Below are 15381 nucleotides of genomic sequence, written 5' to 3'. Positions count from 1 at the left end.
ATGACCAGCTCTTTGCCTATCGTTCGACCACAGCTGACCCACAGGCAACCCCGAACGGGTCACGCACGCGCCCCACGCCTGGTCGGCCGGCCGCTCTGCCTCTGGCTACACCCCCCGCCGCTTCATCGCCGAAGCGAATCGACTGCCGCTCCGCGCTGCCCGGAGCACGGCCACGAAAGGCAAGCCCTTGCGTACCTCCCCCTCCCTCAGACGGAAGCTGATATCCGCCGCCGCCGTCTCCGCGGCCCTGCTCTCCGTCGGTACGGCCTCCGTCGCCGTCGCCCAGGACACCCCCGCGCAGAACGCCGCCGTCCCGGCCGCGCTCACCGAGGCCGCCCCCGGCGTCCAGGCCGAGCGCCTCATCGTCGGCTACAAGTCCGGCGCCGCCGAGGCCACCTCGAACAAGGCCGCCGAGGCCGACGCCGCCGCCAAGGACGCCGACTTCCAGCGCCGGCTCGGCACCGGTGCCGCCCTCGTCGACCTCGGCGCGGACCCGAGCAAGGCCGAAGTCGCCGACGCCGTCGCCGAGTTCAAGGCCGACCCGCAGGTCGCCTACGTCGTACCGGACCGCCTGAACAAGCCGCAGGCCGACCCGAACGACACCGAGTACGCCAAGCAGTGGGACCTGTTCGAGACCACCGCGGGAATGAACGTGCCCGGCGCCTGGGCCACGTCCACCGGTACCGGGGTCACCGTCGCCGTCATCGACACCGGCTACGTCACCCACAGCGACCTCGCCGCGAACATCGTCGGCGGCTACGACTTCATCTCCGACACCGCGGTCTCCGTCGACGGCAACGGCCGCGACAGCAACCCGGCCGACCCGGGCGACTACTACGCGGCCAACGAGTGCGGCGCGGGCATCCCGGCCTCCAGCTCCTCCTGGCACGGCACGCACGTCGCCGGCACCATCGCCGCCGTCACGAACAACAGCAAGGGTGTCGCGGGCATCGCGTACGGTGCGAAGATCTCCCCGGTGCGCGTCCTCGGCAAGTGCGGCGGCTACGACTCCGACATCATCGACGCCATCACCTGGGCGTCCGGCGGCACCGTCTCCGGCGTGCCCGCCAACACCAACGTCGCCAAGGTCATCAACATGAGCCTCGGCGGCGACGGCGCCTGCACCTCGGCGACCCAGACCGCCATCAACAACGCCGTCGGCCGCGGTACGACCGTCGTCGTGGCCGCCGGCAACGACAACGAGAACGTCTCCGGCCACTCCCCGGGCAACTGCAACAACATCATCTCGGTCGCCGCGACCAACCGCACCGGCGCCAAGGCCTCCTACTCCAACTACGGCTCCCTGGTGGACATCTCGGCCCCCGGCGGCCAGACCAGCACCGGCACCGCCAACGGCATCCTCTCGACGCTCAACTCCGGTGCGTCGACGCCCTCTTCGGAGTCGTACGCCTACTACCAGGGCACCAGCATGGCCACCCCGCACATCGCGGGCCTGGTCGCGCTGGTGAAGTCGGCGAACTCCTCGCTGACCCCGGCGCAGATCGAGACCGCCATCAAGAACAACGCCCGCCCGCTGCCGGGTGCCTGCTCCGGCGGTTGCGGCGCGGGTCTCGCGGACGCGGCGAAGACGGTCGCGGCCGTGAGCGGCGGTACGACGACGGGGACCACCTTCTCCAGCACCACCGCCGTCTCCATCCCGGACAACTCCTCCGCGATCGAGTCCTCCATCGCCGTCAGCGGCCGTACCGGCAACGCCCCCTCGGCCCTCCAGGTCGGCGTCGACATCACCCACACCTACCGCGGCGACCTGGCGATCAGCCTCGTCGCCCCGGACGGCACCGTGTACAGCCTGAAGGCGGCGAGCTCCTCGGACTCCGCGGACAACGTGAACACCACCTACACGGTGGACGCCTCCTCCGAGACGGCCAACGGCACCTGGAAGCTCCGCGTCCAGGACACGGCCGCGCAGGACACGGGCACGCTCAACAGCTGGAAGCTGACCTTCTGAGCGAACTCTGCCGAACAGGTGGGCCGGCCGGTGCGATTGGGGCACCGGCCGGCCCACCTCTGTGCGTCCTACGAACGGATCACGCCTCCGCGCCCACCAGTTCACCGCTCTCCACGGACGCCAGCACCCGTGCCCCGCGGTCGGGACGGCTGTCGAGGCCGATCAGCAGCCCCGGCAGCGCGATGCTCGGCAGCATATGGGCCCACATGACGGAGATCCGGTGGCCCAGATCCTCCCGCCCGTTGAGCGCCCGTGACATCAACTGGAGCCCGGCGAAGGCCCCGACCAGCAGATCCGCGGTGTCCCGCGGCTCCACCGTCGGCAGCAACTCGCCCTGCTCACGGGCCACTTGAAGCATCGCCCCCAGATGCTCGCTCCACTGCCGGAACGGCCCCGTGTGATCGACACCGGGCGACGCGCACTGGTCCACCGTCAGCCGCACGCTGCCCTTCAGAAGGGGGTTGCTCCGCAGTCGCTGCCCGAAGACGAACGTGATGTCGACGATCTCCTGCAACTTGCACGGATGCGACGGCACGGCCCCCAGCGACAACTGCTCGTCGAGCACCGCCTGGGCGAGGGACTCCTTGGAGGGAAAGTGGAAATACAGGGCGCCTTTCGTGACGTCGGCCCGCTCCAGCACCATCGCGATGGTGCTCGCCGCGTACCCGTGCTCGTCGAAGACGGCGCCCGCGGCCTCCACGATCGTCCTGCGTGTCCTGATGGCGCGCTCCTGTCTCGCCACAAGAACCCCTCCCATGAGCCGAGTCGGATCTCGTCCGGTCTCGATCAGGTCACATTGAAAACAGACCGGAATCCCTCGTACTCTATCGCTCACCGGCACGGGCACCTCGCCGTCCGTATTCGTTTCGGAGCAACGAGGGGGAAACATGCCAGAGTTGGGGCAGTCCACGAAGTCCCCGGCCGGACCCGCATCGCTGACGGCGACCGTACCCCGTGAGTTCGTGCACCGGGTGGCCGTCGCGGAGATCCTCCTCACCGGCTGGACCCGGACGGGGACCGACCGGTTCACCATCACCGCCCAGTGGCCGCGCGCCCATCAGTTACACGTGTCTCCGGATCGCTCCGCGTACGAGCCGCTGCTGGTTGCAGAAACGGTCCGTCAGTGCGGAGCGCTCCTCGCCCACGCCGCCTACGAGGTCCCCCTCGGTCATCAGTTCGTCCTCCAGGAGCTGCGTGTCGACACCCATCCCGAGCACCTCGCCGTCGGCGCCGCCCCCGCCGAACCCGTCGTCGACATCACCGTCGGCGAGGTCCGCCGCAGGGCCGGCCGCCCGGTGGGGCTCCGCTACGACGCCGTCGTGCGCCTGGGCGGCGAACGTGTGGCGACCGGCGGCATCGCCGTGAGCTGGACGAACGAGTCCGTCTACCGCCGGCTGCGAGGGGGCCGTACCGCCGACGTCGGTGCCCTGCGGCTGCCCCGGCCGCTGCCACCGCCGTTACCCGCCGACACGGTGGGACGGTCCGTGGACGCCGACGTTCTCCTGGTGTCCGACGGCCACCCCGGCCGGTGGCGGCTGCGCGTCGATACCGCACATCCTGTTTTCTTCGATCATCCGCTGGACCACATCCCCGGCATGCTCCTCCTGGAGGCCGCGGGGCAGGCCGTACGTGCGCGGGGAGGGGGCGAGCGCCGGGTGCCGGTCTCCTTCCACGCAGCGTTTCACCAGTACGCGGAGCTCGACCGACCGGTCCTCGTGGAGGTGAGCGGTGAGGGCGACTCCGACGTACAAGTGATCGCGCTGCAAGGGGAATCGGTGGTCTTCGAGTGCCGGGTGGGTGCGGTCGCAGGGTGAGATATCGTGTACAGGGAGTTAGAAACAAACGGCATGACCCGTTCTTTTCCGTACCAGGAGTGTGCAGTCGATGCCGAGGCAGTTACGCGCTGAACAGACCCGAGCGACGATCATCTCCGCCGCCGCCGATCTGTTCGACCGCCGTGGCTATGAATCGACCAGTCTCAGCGACATCGTCGAGCATGCCCAGGTCACCAAAGGAGCGCTGTACTTCCACTTCGCGGCGAAGAACGATCTCGCCCACGCGATCATGGAGATCCAGTCGCGGGCGTCGCGACAGGTGACAGGGGACGTGGACTCCCGCGGGTACACCTCGCTGGAGGCACTGGTCCGGATCACCTTCGGGATAGCGCGACTGTCGGTCGAGGGGCCCGTACTCCGTGCCGGACTCCGGCTCGCCACAGGAGGAGTCGAAGTGCGGCCGCCGCTGCGGCATCCGTTCACGGAGTGGCTGGACCTTGCCACGGGGAAGCTGGCGGGGGCGGTCAAGGAGGCCGACCTCCATTCGGAGACCGATGTGGACGCCGTCGCTCACTCACTGGTGTGCTTCTTCGTGGGGACGCGGGTGGTGGGGCCGCATCTGGAGCCGGTGGGGCGGCAGCCGCGGCGGCTCGCGGAGATGTGGCACGTGATGATTCGGGGGTTGGTGCCGGTGCCGCGGCGTGCGCGGTATCTGGCGCTGGTGAGTCAGTTGGAGCAGGAGTCTCGGGGTGGGGGGTGAGCGCCGTCCTGGCTTGGGTGGGTGGGCGGCCTCAGGTCGTTTGTGGCTGGTCGCGCAGTTCCCCGCGCCCCTAGGTGGCTACAGTCACCGGCATGTCTCCATCAGCGTCCGTCATCCTCAGTAACGAACCCGGGTCATTTCCTTACAGCGTGCTTGCCGAGCGGCATCCCGCGATTGTCCGGCAGGTTCGGGAGAGCTTTCCGTACGGGCCTGAGCAGCACCGTGCGCTCGACGCACTGCTCGACAGCTGTACGAAGGGTGTGATCGAGCCGCTTCCCGGCGGGGCGTGGGACGAGTGGGGGATCGGCGACCACGTCGGGCGGTCCTGGTTCGATGTGCCCTGGCTGTGGTCCGAGAGCTACTTCTATCGGCGGCTTCTTGATGCTGTCGGGTACTTCGGGCCTGGTCCATGGCAAGGCATCGACCCCTTCCGGCCCTCCAAGCTCGCCGAGCTCGAATCCCAGGAGACCGACGAGGAGTTGGAGGCGCTGGACGCGCTTGCCTCGCGGTCGGCCGAGGAGCGAGGGGCCGCGCTGTTGCACGGGTCGTTGTGGGGGAACCGGGCCGATCTCGGGTTCCGGCTGTCGGACGGGGAGGCCGAGGGGCGGGACGCCGTATCCGATCTGGTCGCCGACGACAGTGAGCGGCTCTGGTCGCTGCTCGACGGGGCCGGCACCCTCTGTCTCATCGCCGACAACGCCGGGCGGGAGCTGATTCCTGATCTGCTGCTCATCTCCCACCTGCTCGAACAAGGCCGCATCGAGCGGGCCGTGTTGCAGGTGAAGCCCTACCCCTATTACGTCTCCGACGCGACCACCGCCGACGTCGTCGACGCGTTGCGGCGGCTCGTGCGGGCGCCGGGGGAGGCCGCGGGCTACGGGCGTCGGCTGTGGGAGGCGATGTCCGACGGGCGGCTCGACGTGCGTGCGCACGAGTTCTCCTGCGCTCCGCTGCCCTACGCGGAGATGCCCGGTGACCTTCGTGCGGAGATCGGCGGGGCCGCCCTGACCGTGTTGAAGGGGGACCTCAACTACCGGCGTCTGGTGGGGGACCGGTGGTGGGCGCCGACCACGTCCTTCGCCGAGGTGACCGCGTACTTCCCGGGCCCGGTGGCCGCGCTGCGCACCCTGAAGTCGGATGTGATCACCGGACTCGACGACCGTACGGAGGCCGCGTTGGTCGCCGCGGAGGGGCAGCGCTGGCGGACCGGCGGGACCCGTGCGCTCATCCAGGTCCGGCCCTGAGGAGCGTTATGCTGCCGACTTGTACCGGTGGGCTGCCATACGTCCCGCCGACGGGCAGCGAAAGAGGACGTCATTGACCCCGCGGTACCTGAGCAATCCTGGGGAGCCCGTCTACGACGTGGACGCACGGCGTTATGTCGACGTCACGGACCCCCGTGACGAAGCCGACCTGCACGACGTGTTCACGGACATCTACCGCACCAACCGCTGGGGTTCCGACGAGACCCGCTCGGGACCGGGCTCCGAGCTGCAGCGCATGAAGCGGGTGATCGCCCAACTCGGCGGGCTCATCAAGGACTTGGGTGTCCGCTCGGTGCTGGACGCGCCGTGCGGCGACTTCAACTGGATGCGGTACGTCGAACTGGACGGCGCCTCCTACCTCGGTGGTGACGTCGTGACGGAGCTCGTCGAGGCCAACCGGGCCAACTACCCGGGGTCCGGGCGGGAGTTCCAGCTGCTCGACTTCACCGCGCAACCCGTGCCGTGCGTCGACCTCATCGTGTGCCGGGACGCCCTCGTGCACTTCTCCTACCAGCATGTGGTGGAGGCGCTGACCCGCTTCCGGGAGAGCGGCTCGCGCTATCTGCTCACCACGACCTTCTCCCGGACGTCGGCCAACACGGACATCGTCACCGGCTGGTGGCGGCCCATCAACCTCCGGCTCGCCCCCTTCGGGCTGCCCGAACCCCTGAAGATCATCGGCGACGACGAGTCCGACGACTTCTACGACGACAAGGCGCTCGCGCTGTGGGACCTCGGGCAGATCCCGGCCCGCTTCCCCGGCTACGAACCGGCGGCGGCCGAGTCGGGATCGCTGGGCGCCTGACCTTGCGAACGAAGACGGGCGAGGGCGTCCTGGGCGGCCAGCGTCCGCGGATGCCGTAGCCCCAGCACCTCCTCGCAGGCCTCCCGCACTTCGGTGAACTCCGCTTCGGCGGACGCGAGTTCGCCCTTCAGACACAGCAGGTCGGCCAGGTTGTGCCGTACCGCCAGGGTTCCCGGATGCCGTGGGCCCAGGGTGTCCACGCAGTCCGCGAGCACCGTGCGGTACTCCGCCTCCGCCTGTTCGACGTGCCCGCGCAGATGCAGGACGTGGGCTGCGCCGTGGCGTACGGAGAGGGTGAGCAGGTGCTGTTCGCCGAGGACGGTCCGGCGGGCTTCGTAGACCTCTCTGAACTCCTGTTCCGCGGCCGCGAACCGGCCCTGGTCCTTGAGCAGGTCGGCCAGGTTGTGGCGGACCGCGAGGGTGCCCGGGTGGTGTGGGCCGAGGTTGTCGACGCAGTCCGCGAGCACCGTGCGGTACTCGGTCTCGGCGCGGTCGGTGCGGCCCCGCAGGTGCAGGACGTGGGCTGCGCCGTGGCGTACGGAGAGGGTGAGCAGGTGCTGTTCGCCGAGCACGGTCCGCCGGGCCTCGTAGACGGCCCTGAACTCCTGCTCGGCGGCGGCCAGTTGGCCACGCTCCATCAGCAGGTCGGCCAGGTTGTGGCGGACCACCAGGGTGTGCGGGTGCATGTCGCCGAGCAGTCTGCGGCGGACCTCGAAGACCTCCCGGAACTCGGTCTCCGCGTCACCGGGCCACCCGCGGTCGCGCAGCACGGTGGCCAGGCCGTGCCGGGCGGCCACGGTCTCCGGGTGGTCCTCGCCGTAGGTGTCGGCGCGCAGCCCGAGCACCGTACGGAACTCGTGCTCGGCCTCGGCGAGGAGTCCGCGGTCGCGCAGGACGTCCGCGAGGTCGTGGCGTACGGCGAGGGTGCCCGGGTGGCGCTCGCCCAGCATGTCCGCGCACACCTGGAGCGTCTCCCGCAGTTCCTGCTCGGCCTGGCGGAACATGCCCAGTTCGTGCAGCACCTGGGCCTCGTCGTGACGGGCGGCCAGGGTGTCGGGGTGGCGGTCGCCGAGGGCCTCGCGGTAGGCGTCGAGCAGCCGCCGGTGCTCCTCCTCGGCCTCGGCGAGCAGGCCCCGCTGCCGGGACATGCGGGCGACCCCCTTGCGAGCGGCGAGCGTCTGCGGGTCGCCCTCGCCGAGCAGGGCGCGGCGCGTCGCGTACACCGAGCGGTACTCCGCCTCCGCCTCGGCCGGCCGGCCCCGGTCGCACAGCAGTTCCGCGAGCGCGTACCGGGCGTCGGCGCTCTCGCCCGCCGCGTCACCGAACAGCGCCCGGGTGTCCTCCAGGACCGAGCGGCACAGGGTCTCGGCGGCGGCGAGCCGGCCGCGCAGCTGGAGCAGATGGGCGGCGGCGGACCGCACTTCGAGCGCGTCGGGATCGCGCGGGCCACAGGCGAGCACGACCGGCTCGCAGGCCTCCAGCACCTCCTCGGCCCGGTCCAGCCAGCCCCGCCGGATCAGGTGCCGGGCCCCGGCGGCCGCCGCCTTGAGTGCCTTGGAGACCAGGTCGTCGGAGGCCTGGTACGGGTCGCCGAGCAGGGCCAGCGGGGCGTCGCAGTGCGGCAGGAGCAGCCGCCAGCGCGGCCAGTCCCGCGGATCGTCCTCGCTCAGCTCGGCGGTGGCGGAGACGACCAGGTCGGAGACGACCGCTGCGTACTCCGCCATGTGCTCGGCGAGGTCCCGCTGCAGCCGGCCGGCGTCCCGGACGAGCGGGTGCATCAGCAGGGTGCGGGTGTGGTCGTCGCCGCCGCGCGGGGTGTGCAGTTCGATCAGCCCGAAGTCGGCGAGCGAGGTGAGCGCGGTGAACAGCTCCTGGGGTGTGACACCGGGCAGCAGGGAGGAGGCCGCGAGCCGGTCGGGACGTAACAGGCCGACCAGCGGCACGGGAGCCTCGCCCAGGCAGCACAGCAGCCGCATCAGAGGCCGGGCCTGACCGATGCCGCGGCGCTCCAGGAGGTCCAGGGACAGCTCCCACGTGCCGGTCACCGGGACGGAGTAGTCGCTGCCCGGCCGCCCGGGCGGGTTCGCGTCGAGGAGCTCGGTGAAGCGCTCGTCGAGGGCCGCGCGATAGTCGGCGTACGTCCGCACGGTCGTCGTACCCGGCCAGGCGGGGAACGCCGATGCCGCCGCGAGATGCGAGCCCGCGATGCGCAGCGCCAGCGGCAGCCCGCCGAGCCGCCGGGCCAGCAGCCGGGCGTCCTCACGGGACCCGGCCCGCTCCCCGGCGAGGTCCCACAGCACCTCGGCGGCGTCCCGCTCCTCCAGCGCGTCGACCGCGTGCAGGGTCGCCCACGGTCCCCAGGTCGCTGGGCTGCTGTCCCGGCTGGTGATGAGCACCAGCCCCGGCAGCTCCGCGGCGGGGCGGATCCAGCCGGTGCCCTCCGCCAACCGGCCGTGCGGGGCGAGGTGTTCGGGCTCGTCGGCGTTGTCCACGACCAGCAGCCACGGGCTCGCGGTGTCGCACAGCCGCCGCCACAGCAGGTCGGTCGCGCTCGAACGCCCCGACCAGGCACGGTCGATGAGATCCGCGGGGGTGCCGAGCGCGGCCACCACCTCGCGCATCCCGGCGCTCAGCGTGGCCGGGTTCTTCGCGGTCACCCACCACACGTCGACGTTCAGCGCGGCGGCGTACGCGGCGATCTCCAGCGCGACGGTCGTCTTGCCGCCCCCGCCCATGCCGTGCAGCACCCGCACGCCCGAAGTCGGCTTGCCCACCAGCTGCTTGAGTGTGTCGAGGAGCGGCTCACGGCCGCGCACCCGGCGGTCGAGCCGGCCCAGCGGCGGGGCCACGGTGAGCGCGCCCGGGGTGCGAGGGGGCTCAATCGGCACCGGGGGCTGCTGGATCTGGATGAGGATCGGCCGTGCGAGGCCGGAGAACTCCTGCACGAACTCGGTCAGCAGACCGGACAGCGCCGGGTCCTGGGCGAGCAGACCGCGCAGGGTGGTGTCCCACTCCTCCCGCTGCTGCCGCAGGATGATCTCCTGCCGGGCGGGCGGCGCGGCGTCCAGCGCCGCCCGCGCGCGGTCCAGCCGCTCCACGTCCTCCCGCCGCAGGATCCGCGCGATCCGATGCCGGGCGGCATGCCAGGCATCCGTGGTCATCAGCCCGACCATCGTGCCCGCGGCGGCGGCAGCGGTCTGGGTGAACAACTCTGCCCCGAACAACGAGGACCCCCTGTCGGCACACACCTCGACGGCTACGTCCGAACCCCTCTCCCGTCTTCAGGTTCTCATGTCGGAGGGACAGGAAGGGACTTGATCCCGCTGATGAAGTTCGACACGGCCGCCGGAGTCACCCCAGTCATGAGGCCTCGTTCACGGCCGTACGCGTTTGCGGTCCTTGCCCACCGGGACGAGGTCGGACCAGAACAGGACCCGGTGCAGATCCCAACTGCCCTCCGGCGCCACGGAGAACTCGACGGGCTGGTTCTCATGGGATCCGAAAGCCCCGAGAGGCACTCCGGTGCGCAGCCCGGGAGCCCCGCCGGTGCGGTGGTCGTCGGAGAAGTCCTGGACGAACCGACTGAGTTGCCCGAATCATGACAGACCTCCATTGTGCCGCGATGCCCCGGTCGACCCGGATGGAATGGGTAGATCGTGAGTTCGTTGCGCGCGTCCGTCAGCCGTGCTTGGCTCGCCCGATGAACCTTCTGTTGACGGCGAGTGGCCTGCGCAACGAGACACTGCGGGATGCGCTGCGGGACATGGTGGGAAAGCCGTTCGGATCGGCAAACGTCGTGTACGTTCCCACGGCATCAGTCGCCGAGCCCGGAGACCACGGGTGGTTCGTCGAGGACCTGAACCGGCTGCACGGCCTCGGCTGGCGGGAGTTCGACGTCCTGGAGCTGAACGGCCTGCCCCGGCGGATGGTGCTCGACCGGCTGCTCCACGCCGACGTCATCCATGTCGAGGGCGGTAACCAATACCACCTCGCGCGCAGCATCACCGGCAACGACTTGGCCGACGGCTTCCTGGAGGCGCTGGAGAACCGGGTCTATGTGGGGGTCAGCGCCGGATCGATGATCTTCAGCCGCCATCTCACCGGACATTCCGCCGACGTCATCGGGGACACCGCGGACCTCCACGTGCTCGGTGCGACGACGGTGGAGCCGCCGTTCGGCCTCTTCGACTGGTATCTCAAGCCCCACCTTTACTCGCCGCATTTCCCCGAGCGGGACGACGCCTGGGCTGACCGCATCGCGGCGCGGGCGGACTTCCCGATCTACTTCCTCGACGACGAAACGGCCGTACGCGTCAGGGAAGGCGAGGTGGATGTCATTTCTGAAGGCCGGTGGCGGTTCCATCCGTGACTCAACGTGTGGTGGAGAGCCTCGCGGGACATGTGGCCCATCGTGGCGGTGGGCATGACTTCAAGGGAGTCGCACCGTATGCGTCTGGGAGCAGCACCGCACCGTCTGTGGCCGGCTCACGAGGACGAACTCGACGGCGTCCTCGAAACGGCCCGTACCGTCGAGGAGTTGGGCTTCGACCACCTCATCGCGAGCAGCCATCTGCTGGCGGGAGCGACGGGCGTGACCCCGGATCCGGTGGTCCTGCTGTCCGCCATGGCCGGGGCGACCACCCGGATCGGGCTGGTGGCCAGTGTGCTGATCCTGCCGCTGTACAACCCGGTCGTCGTGGCCCACCAGGGTGCCACGCTGGACCGTCTGTCCGGCGGCCGGTTCACGCTCGGCGTCGGGACCGGCTGGGACACCGCGGAGTTCGCCGCCGCCGGGGTGCCGTTCGCCGGACGGGGCCGCCGAGCCGACGAACAGCTTGACGTCGTACGGAAGTTGTGGCGGGATGAGGCCGAGGTACGGCTCGGGGTGCGGCCGCGTACCCCTGGGGGACCGCCGGTGTGGGTCGGTGGCCACAGCGACGCGGCCCTGCGCCGGACGCTGCGGTACGGCGACGCATGGCACGGCTCCGGTCTCGACGCGCCCGGACTCGCCGAGGTGCGGGGCCGGTTGGCGGAGCTCGGTGAGGAGGCGGGGCGGGATCCGGCCACTCTGCCGGCGCTGACGGTGGGCCTGATGCTCGTACCGCCGGGCTTCGAGGCCGCCGTACAGCCGCCTGGGCGGCGGCCGTTGGGCGGGGGCGACCCGACGGCGGAGCGGGTGCGTGAGGAGCTGCGGCAGCTGGCCGACGCCGGGCTCACCTCCTGCTCGCTGTGGCTGCCGGTCGCCACCGGGGCGCTGGCCGACGCGCTCGGCTGGGTGGCGGAGGAGGTCCTTCCGTATTTCTCCGAGGAGTGACGCTTTTCTGGCAAGGGGGGTGACGATTCGACTGACCGTGGTGTAGTGATCATGTCAATCGATGGGTCATCATGCCCGGATGGTGCTGGGACTGGCGTTACGACCTTGGCGTTCGGGAAGCGAAAAGGTGGCCGCCGCTGCCGTCCTTGTGCTGGTGCTCACGGCCTGCGGCGGTGACGGGGACTCCACGTCCTCGGACGGCGGGCGCACGACGGTCAGGGTGGCCGCGCTGCCCCTGAGTGACTGCGCCATGCTCTACATCGCCCAGAATCGCGGCCTGTTCGAGAAGGAGGGCCTCGACGTCCGCATCCAGCAGGTCCAACAGAGTCTCCAGGCCCTGCCCGCGCTGTCCAAGGGGCAGATCGACATGGTCGCGAGCGCGAACTACGTCACCTACTTCCAGGCCCAGGAGCAGGGCACCCTCGACATCCGTATCGTCGCCGAGGCGATCAGGGCCGCGCCGCGCATGATGGAGGTCCTGGTGCCGAAGGACTCGGACATCAAGACCCTCGGCGACCTGGCGGGCAAGAAGCTCGCCGTCAACGTTCTCAACAACGTGCAGTCGCTGACCTTCAACGAGATCCTGGCGAAACAGGGCGTCGGCCGACCCGTCTACCGGCAGATCCCCTTCCCGCAGTTGGGCGCCGCGCTGGACAAGGGCCAGGTCGACGCCGTGCACGCGGTCGAGCCCTACGACAGCTCCATCCAGGACGAGTTGGGGGCCCGGGTGCTGGTGGACGGGGCGTCCGCCCCGGTCGAGTCGATCCCGCTCAGCGGGTACATCACGACGTCGGCCTTCGCCGGGAAGAACGCCGACGCGCTCGCCCGCTTCCAACGGGCCATCAAGGCAGCCGTGAAGCTCGCCGACGCCGACCCCTCCCTGGTGCGGGACGTGCTGCCGACGTACACCAAGGTCAGCAAGGAGCAGGCGGCGAAGATCGACCTGCCGGTGTACCCGGCCACCATGGACGGCACGCAGATCGCCCGGCTCACCGCGCTCATGGAGAAGCAGAAGATGCTGAAGAAGCCGATCGATCCGACGACGTTGCTGGTGAAGTGAGAAGGCCTTCACCGTGAGGTGGTTGAGGGATCGTCAGGAACTCTGGCTCGGGCTCCTCGGGGTGCTGCTCGCCTTCGGGGTGTGCGAGGCGGTGAGCCGGGCGGGCCTGGTCCGCCGCAGCTATCTCCCACCCGCCTCCGAAGTCCTCGCCCGCGCCGTCGAGTTGGCGGGCGACTCGGTCTTCCTCGACGGCATCGGAGTCACCCTCCGCGCCTGGGCCCTCGGACTCGCCCTCGCCTGCGCGATCGCCGTACCGCTCGGGCTGCTCCTCGGCAGTGTGCCGCTCGTCGACGCGGCGGTCAGGGCGATCGTGGAGTTCCTGCGGCCGCTGCCGTCCGTCGCCCTGATCCCCCTGGTCTCCCTGCTGCTCGGCTCCGGCACCGAGACCGAGGTCGCGCTGATCACGTACGCCTGTGTGTGGCCCATCATCTTCAACACCGTCTACGGCCTGGGCGAGACCGACCCCCTCGCCAAGGACACCCTGCGCGCCTTCGGCTTCGGCCGCCTCGCGGTCCTCCTGCGCGCCGAACTCCCCGCCACGGCGCCCTTCATCGCCGCGGGCATCCGCATCTCCGCCGCCGTCGCCCTCATCCTCGCCGTCGCCACGGAGATCCTCTCCGGCTTCGGCGAGGGCCTCGGCATCTTCATCGCCCAGGCGGGGCTGGCCACGGACGGCACGAGGGATGTCCTGGCCGGCGTGGTCTGGGCGGGGGCGCTGGGACTCGTCATCAACGCGCTGCTGGTGTGGGGGGAACGGAGACTGTTTCCGTGGACGCCGGAGCATCGGGGGGCCGTGGGGCAGGGGTCGGGGCGGTGAGCGGGGCAGCGGGGTCGACGCCTGGCGGGGGCGCGCGCCGGGGTGAGGCCGGCGGCCGGGAGCGGGGTTCGGGGGAACCGGCGGGTGGTGAGGTGTCGGCGGGGCATGAAGCTGAGGGGGAGCTGTCTGGGGCAGGGGCGCGTGGTGAGGCGTCGGGAGAGTGCGGGGCTGCGGGGGACGAGCTGTCCGAGGGCCGGCTGTCTGATTCTGCGGCGCGGGAGCCTTTGCGCGGTGGGCTGTCTGGCTCTGCGGCACCCGGCCCTTCCCCCGGTCTGCCCCCTGATTCTGCGGCACCTGGCCCTTTCTCCGGTGGGCTGTCTGATTCTGCGGGACCTGGTCCTTCCTCCGGTCTGCCCCCTGATTCTGCGGCACCTGGCCCTTTCTCCGGTGGGCTGTCTGGCTCTGCGGCGCGGGAGCCTTTGCGCGGTGGGCTGTCTGATTCTGCGGGACCTGGTCCTTCCTCCGGTCTGCCCCCTGATTCTGCGGCACCTGGACCTTTCTCCGGTGGGCTGTCTGGCTCTGCGGCGCGGGAGCCTTTGCGCGGTGGGCTGTCTGATTCTGCGGGACCTGGTCCTTCCTCCGGTCTGCCCCCTGATTCTGCGGCACCTGGACCTTTCTCCGGTGGGCTGTCTGGCTCTGCGGCGCGGGAGCCTTTGCGCGGTGGGCTGTCTGATTCTGCGGGACCTGGCCCTTCCCCCGGCCGGCCTCCTGACTCTGCGGCACCCGAGACTCCCCCCGGCCGGCCCCCTCACTCCGCGGCACCCGACCCTCTCCCGGCCCAACCCCCCAGCTCCACGGCACCCCCGCTCCGCTCCCGTCTCGCCGCCCACCCCGCCCTCCTGCGCTGGCTGGTCCTTGTGCTGGCCGTCGGGGGCTGGGAAGCGGTCGCCCGTGCCCACGGCAGTGTCTACTTCCCGCCTCCTGGCCGCGTCGCCCGCCATGTCCACGACCTGTGGTTCGACGGGCCCGCCCGGCATCTCTTCCTCAGCCCGGCCGCCGTGGACGACATCCTGCCCAGCCTCGCCAGGATGGCCGCCGGGCTCGCGCTCGCAGCCGTCGCCGGGATCGTGCTCGGCGTGGCGGTGGGCCGGTCGCGGTGGGTGTACGCGCTGGCCAACCCCGTCCTCCAGTTCGCCCGGGCCGTCCCACCCCCCGCCCTGGTCCCCGTCTTCGTCGTGGTCTTCGCCTTCGGTACGCCGATGCAGATCGCGTCGATCGCCTTCAGCGCCGTGTGGCCGGTACTGATCAACACCGCGGCCGGGGTCCGCAACACCGACCCCCTGCGCCTCGACGTCGCCGCGGTCCTGCGCCTGAACACCGCCGAACGCCTCTGGTTCCTCGTCCTGCCCTCCGCCCTGCCCCGGATCTTCGCCGGACTGCGCCTGAGTCTTTCGCTCTCTCTGATCCTCATGGTGTTCTCGGAACTGCTGCCGGGCACCGCGAACGGCATCGGCTTCACCCTCACCGAGGCCCAGACCCGCTCCGACCTGCTCACCGTATGGTCGGCGCTGGTCCTGCTCGGCACCCTCGGGTACCTGCTCAATACCGGCCTGCTGGCGGTCGAGAAACGGCTGCTCGGCAGGGGGAGGGCCACATGAACCACATGAGTCACGCGA

The 15381-nt window shown here is 70.6% G+C and carries 13 protein-coding genes; 10 read left to right on the top strand and 3 right to left on the bottom strand.

All coding sequences use genetic code 11. The features are described 5' to 3' along the window. The first annotated feature begins 187 nt into the window (after window positions 1–187). A complete protein-coding gene (locus AB0D34_RS06095) occupies window positions 188–1969 on the top strand; it encodes a S8 family serine peptidase (RefSeq protein WP_362657164.1) in 1782 nt (593 codons plus the stop codon). A gap of 79 nt (window positions 1970–2048) precedes the next feature. Here AB0D34_RS06095 and AB0D34_RS06090 read toward each other — a convergent pair whose 3' ends face one another. Then, window positions 2049–2711, bottom strand: a complete 663-nt coding sequence (locus tag AB0D34_RS06090; RefSeq protein ID WP_362657161.1) for a ScbR family autoregulator-binding transcription factor — start codon at window positions 2709–2711, stop codon at window positions 2049–2051. 145 nt (window positions 2712–2856) lie between these two features. Between AB0D34_RS06090 and AB0D34_RS06085 the strand changes: the two genes are divergently transcribed. From AB0D34_RS06085 to AB0D34_RS06070, 4 genes are all read left to right on the top strand, one after another. Next, window positions 2857–3783, top strand: a complete 927-nt coding sequence (locus AB0D34_RS06085; RefSeq protein WP_362657158.1) for a ScbA/BarX family gamma-butyrolactone biosynthesis protein — start codon at window positions 2857–2859, stop codon at window positions 3781–3783. 70 nt (window positions 3784–3853) lie between these two features. Next, entirely contained in the window at window positions 3854–4504 is a 651-nt protein-coding gene (locus AB0D34_RS06080; protein ID WP_362657155.1) for a ScbR family autoregulator-binding transcription factor, read from the top strand. Between the two features lie 92 nt (window positions 4505–4596). Further along, window positions 4597–5748, top strand: coding sequence for a damage-control phosphatase ARMT1 family protein (locus AB0D34_RS06075; RefSeq protein WP_362657152.1), 1152 nt, complete (start codon window positions 4597–4599; stop codon window positions 5746–5748). A 73-nt stretch (window positions 5749–5821) separates the two neighbouring features. Continuing rightward, complete coding sequence (locus tag AB0D34_RS06070) at window positions 5822–6574, top strand: class I SAM-dependent methyltransferase (protein ID WP_362657149.1); 753 nt, start codon at window positions 5822–5824, stop codon at window positions 6572–6574. Here AB0D34_RS06070 and AB0D34_RS06065 read toward each other — a convergent pair. Together AB0D34_RS06065 and AB0D34_RS06060 are read right to left on the bottom strand one after the other, a co-directional pair. After that, complete coding sequence (locus tag AB0D34_RS06065) at window positions 6532–9735, bottom strand: tetratricopeptide repeat protein (RefSeq protein ID WP_362657146.1); 3204 nt, start codon at window positions 9733–9735, stop codon at window positions 6532–6534. The two genes, AB0D34_RS06070 and AB0D34_RS06065, sit on opposite strands and share 43 nt — an antisense overlap. A gap of 213 nt (window positions 9736–9948) precedes the next feature. Further along, window positions 9949–10092 (bottom strand): hypothetical protein, encoded by a 144-nt coding sequence (locus AB0D34_RS06060; RefSeq protein WP_362657143.1) that lies wholly within the window; start codon window positions 10090–10092, stop codon window positions 9949–9951. A 182-nt stretch (window positions 10093–10274) separates the two neighbouring features. Between AB0D34_RS06060 and AB0D34_RS06055 the strand changes: the two genes are divergently transcribed. The 5 genes from AB0D34_RS06055 (at window position 10275) to AB0D34_RS06035 (ending at window position 15363) form a co-directional block, all read left to right on the top strand. Beyond that, entirely contained in the window at window positions 10275–10943 is a 669-nt protein-coding gene (locus tag AB0D34_RS06055; RefSeq protein WP_362657819.1) for a Type 1 glutamine amidotransferase-like domain-containing protein, read from the top strand. A gap of 78 nt (window positions 10944–11021) precedes the next feature. After that, entirely contained in the window at window positions 11022–11888 is an 867-nt protein-coding gene (locus AB0D34_RS06050) for a TIGR03619 family F420-dependent LLM class oxidoreductase (protein ID WP_362657140.1), read from the top strand. A 127-nt stretch (window positions 11889–12015) separates the two neighbouring features. Continuing rightward, window positions 12016–12948: an ABC transporter substrate-binding protein gene (locus AB0D34_RS06045; protein ID WP_362657137.1), complete on the top strand. Its 933-nt coding sequence runs from the start codon at window positions 12016–12018 to the stop codon at window positions 12946–12948. Window positions 12949–12970: 22 nt separating this feature from the next. Then, complete coding sequence (locus tag AB0D34_RS06040) at window positions 12971–13765, top strand: ABC transporter permease subunit (protein WP_362657134.1); 795 nt, start codon at window positions 12971–12973, stop codon at window positions 13763–13765. Between the two features lie 857 nt (window positions 13766–14622). Then, complete coding sequence (locus AB0D34_RS06035; RefSeq protein ID WP_362657132.1) at window positions 14623–15363, top strand: ABC transporter permease subunit; 741 nt, start codon at window positions 14623–14625, stop codon at window positions 15361–15363. Window positions 15364–15381 lie beyond the last annotated feature (18 nt).

Source organism: Streptomyces sp. NPDC048420 (genome assembly GCF_040651535.1).
Lineage (GTDB): Bacteria > Actinomycetota > Actinomycetes > Streptomycetales > Streptomycetaceae > Streptomyces.
This window is presented reverse-complemented; position numbering and strand designations above follow the sequence as displayed.

What these genes read in the sequence shown, in the direction of transcription:
- AB0D34_RS06065 (WP_362657146.1), bottom strand. Translation starts at nt 9,735, where the DNA reads ATGACCACGGATGCCTGGCATGCCGCCCGGCATCGGATCGCGCGGATC.
- AB0D34_RS06075 (WP_362657152.1), top strand. Translation starts at nt 4,597, where the DNA reads ATGTCTCCATCAGCGTCCGTCATCCTCAGTAACGAACCCGGGTCATTT.
- AB0D34_RS06085 (WP_362657158.1), top strand. Translation starts at nt 2,857, where the DNA reads ATGCCAGAGTTGGGGCAGTCCACGAAGTCCCCGGCCGGACCCGCATCG.
- AB0D34_RS06055 (WP_362657819.1), top strand. Translation starts at nt 10,275, where the DNA reads ATGAACCTTCTGTTGACGGCGAGTGGCCTGCGCAACGAGACACTGCGG.
- AB0D34_RS06080 (WP_362657155.1), top strand. Translation starts at nt 3,854, where the DNA reads ATGCCGAGGCAGTTACGCGCTGAACAGACCCGAGCGACGATCATCTCC.
- AB0D34_RS06050 (WP_362657140.1), top strand. Translation starts at nt 11,022, where the DNA reads ATGCGTCTGGGAGCAGCACCGCACCGTCTGTGGCCGGCTCACGAGGAC.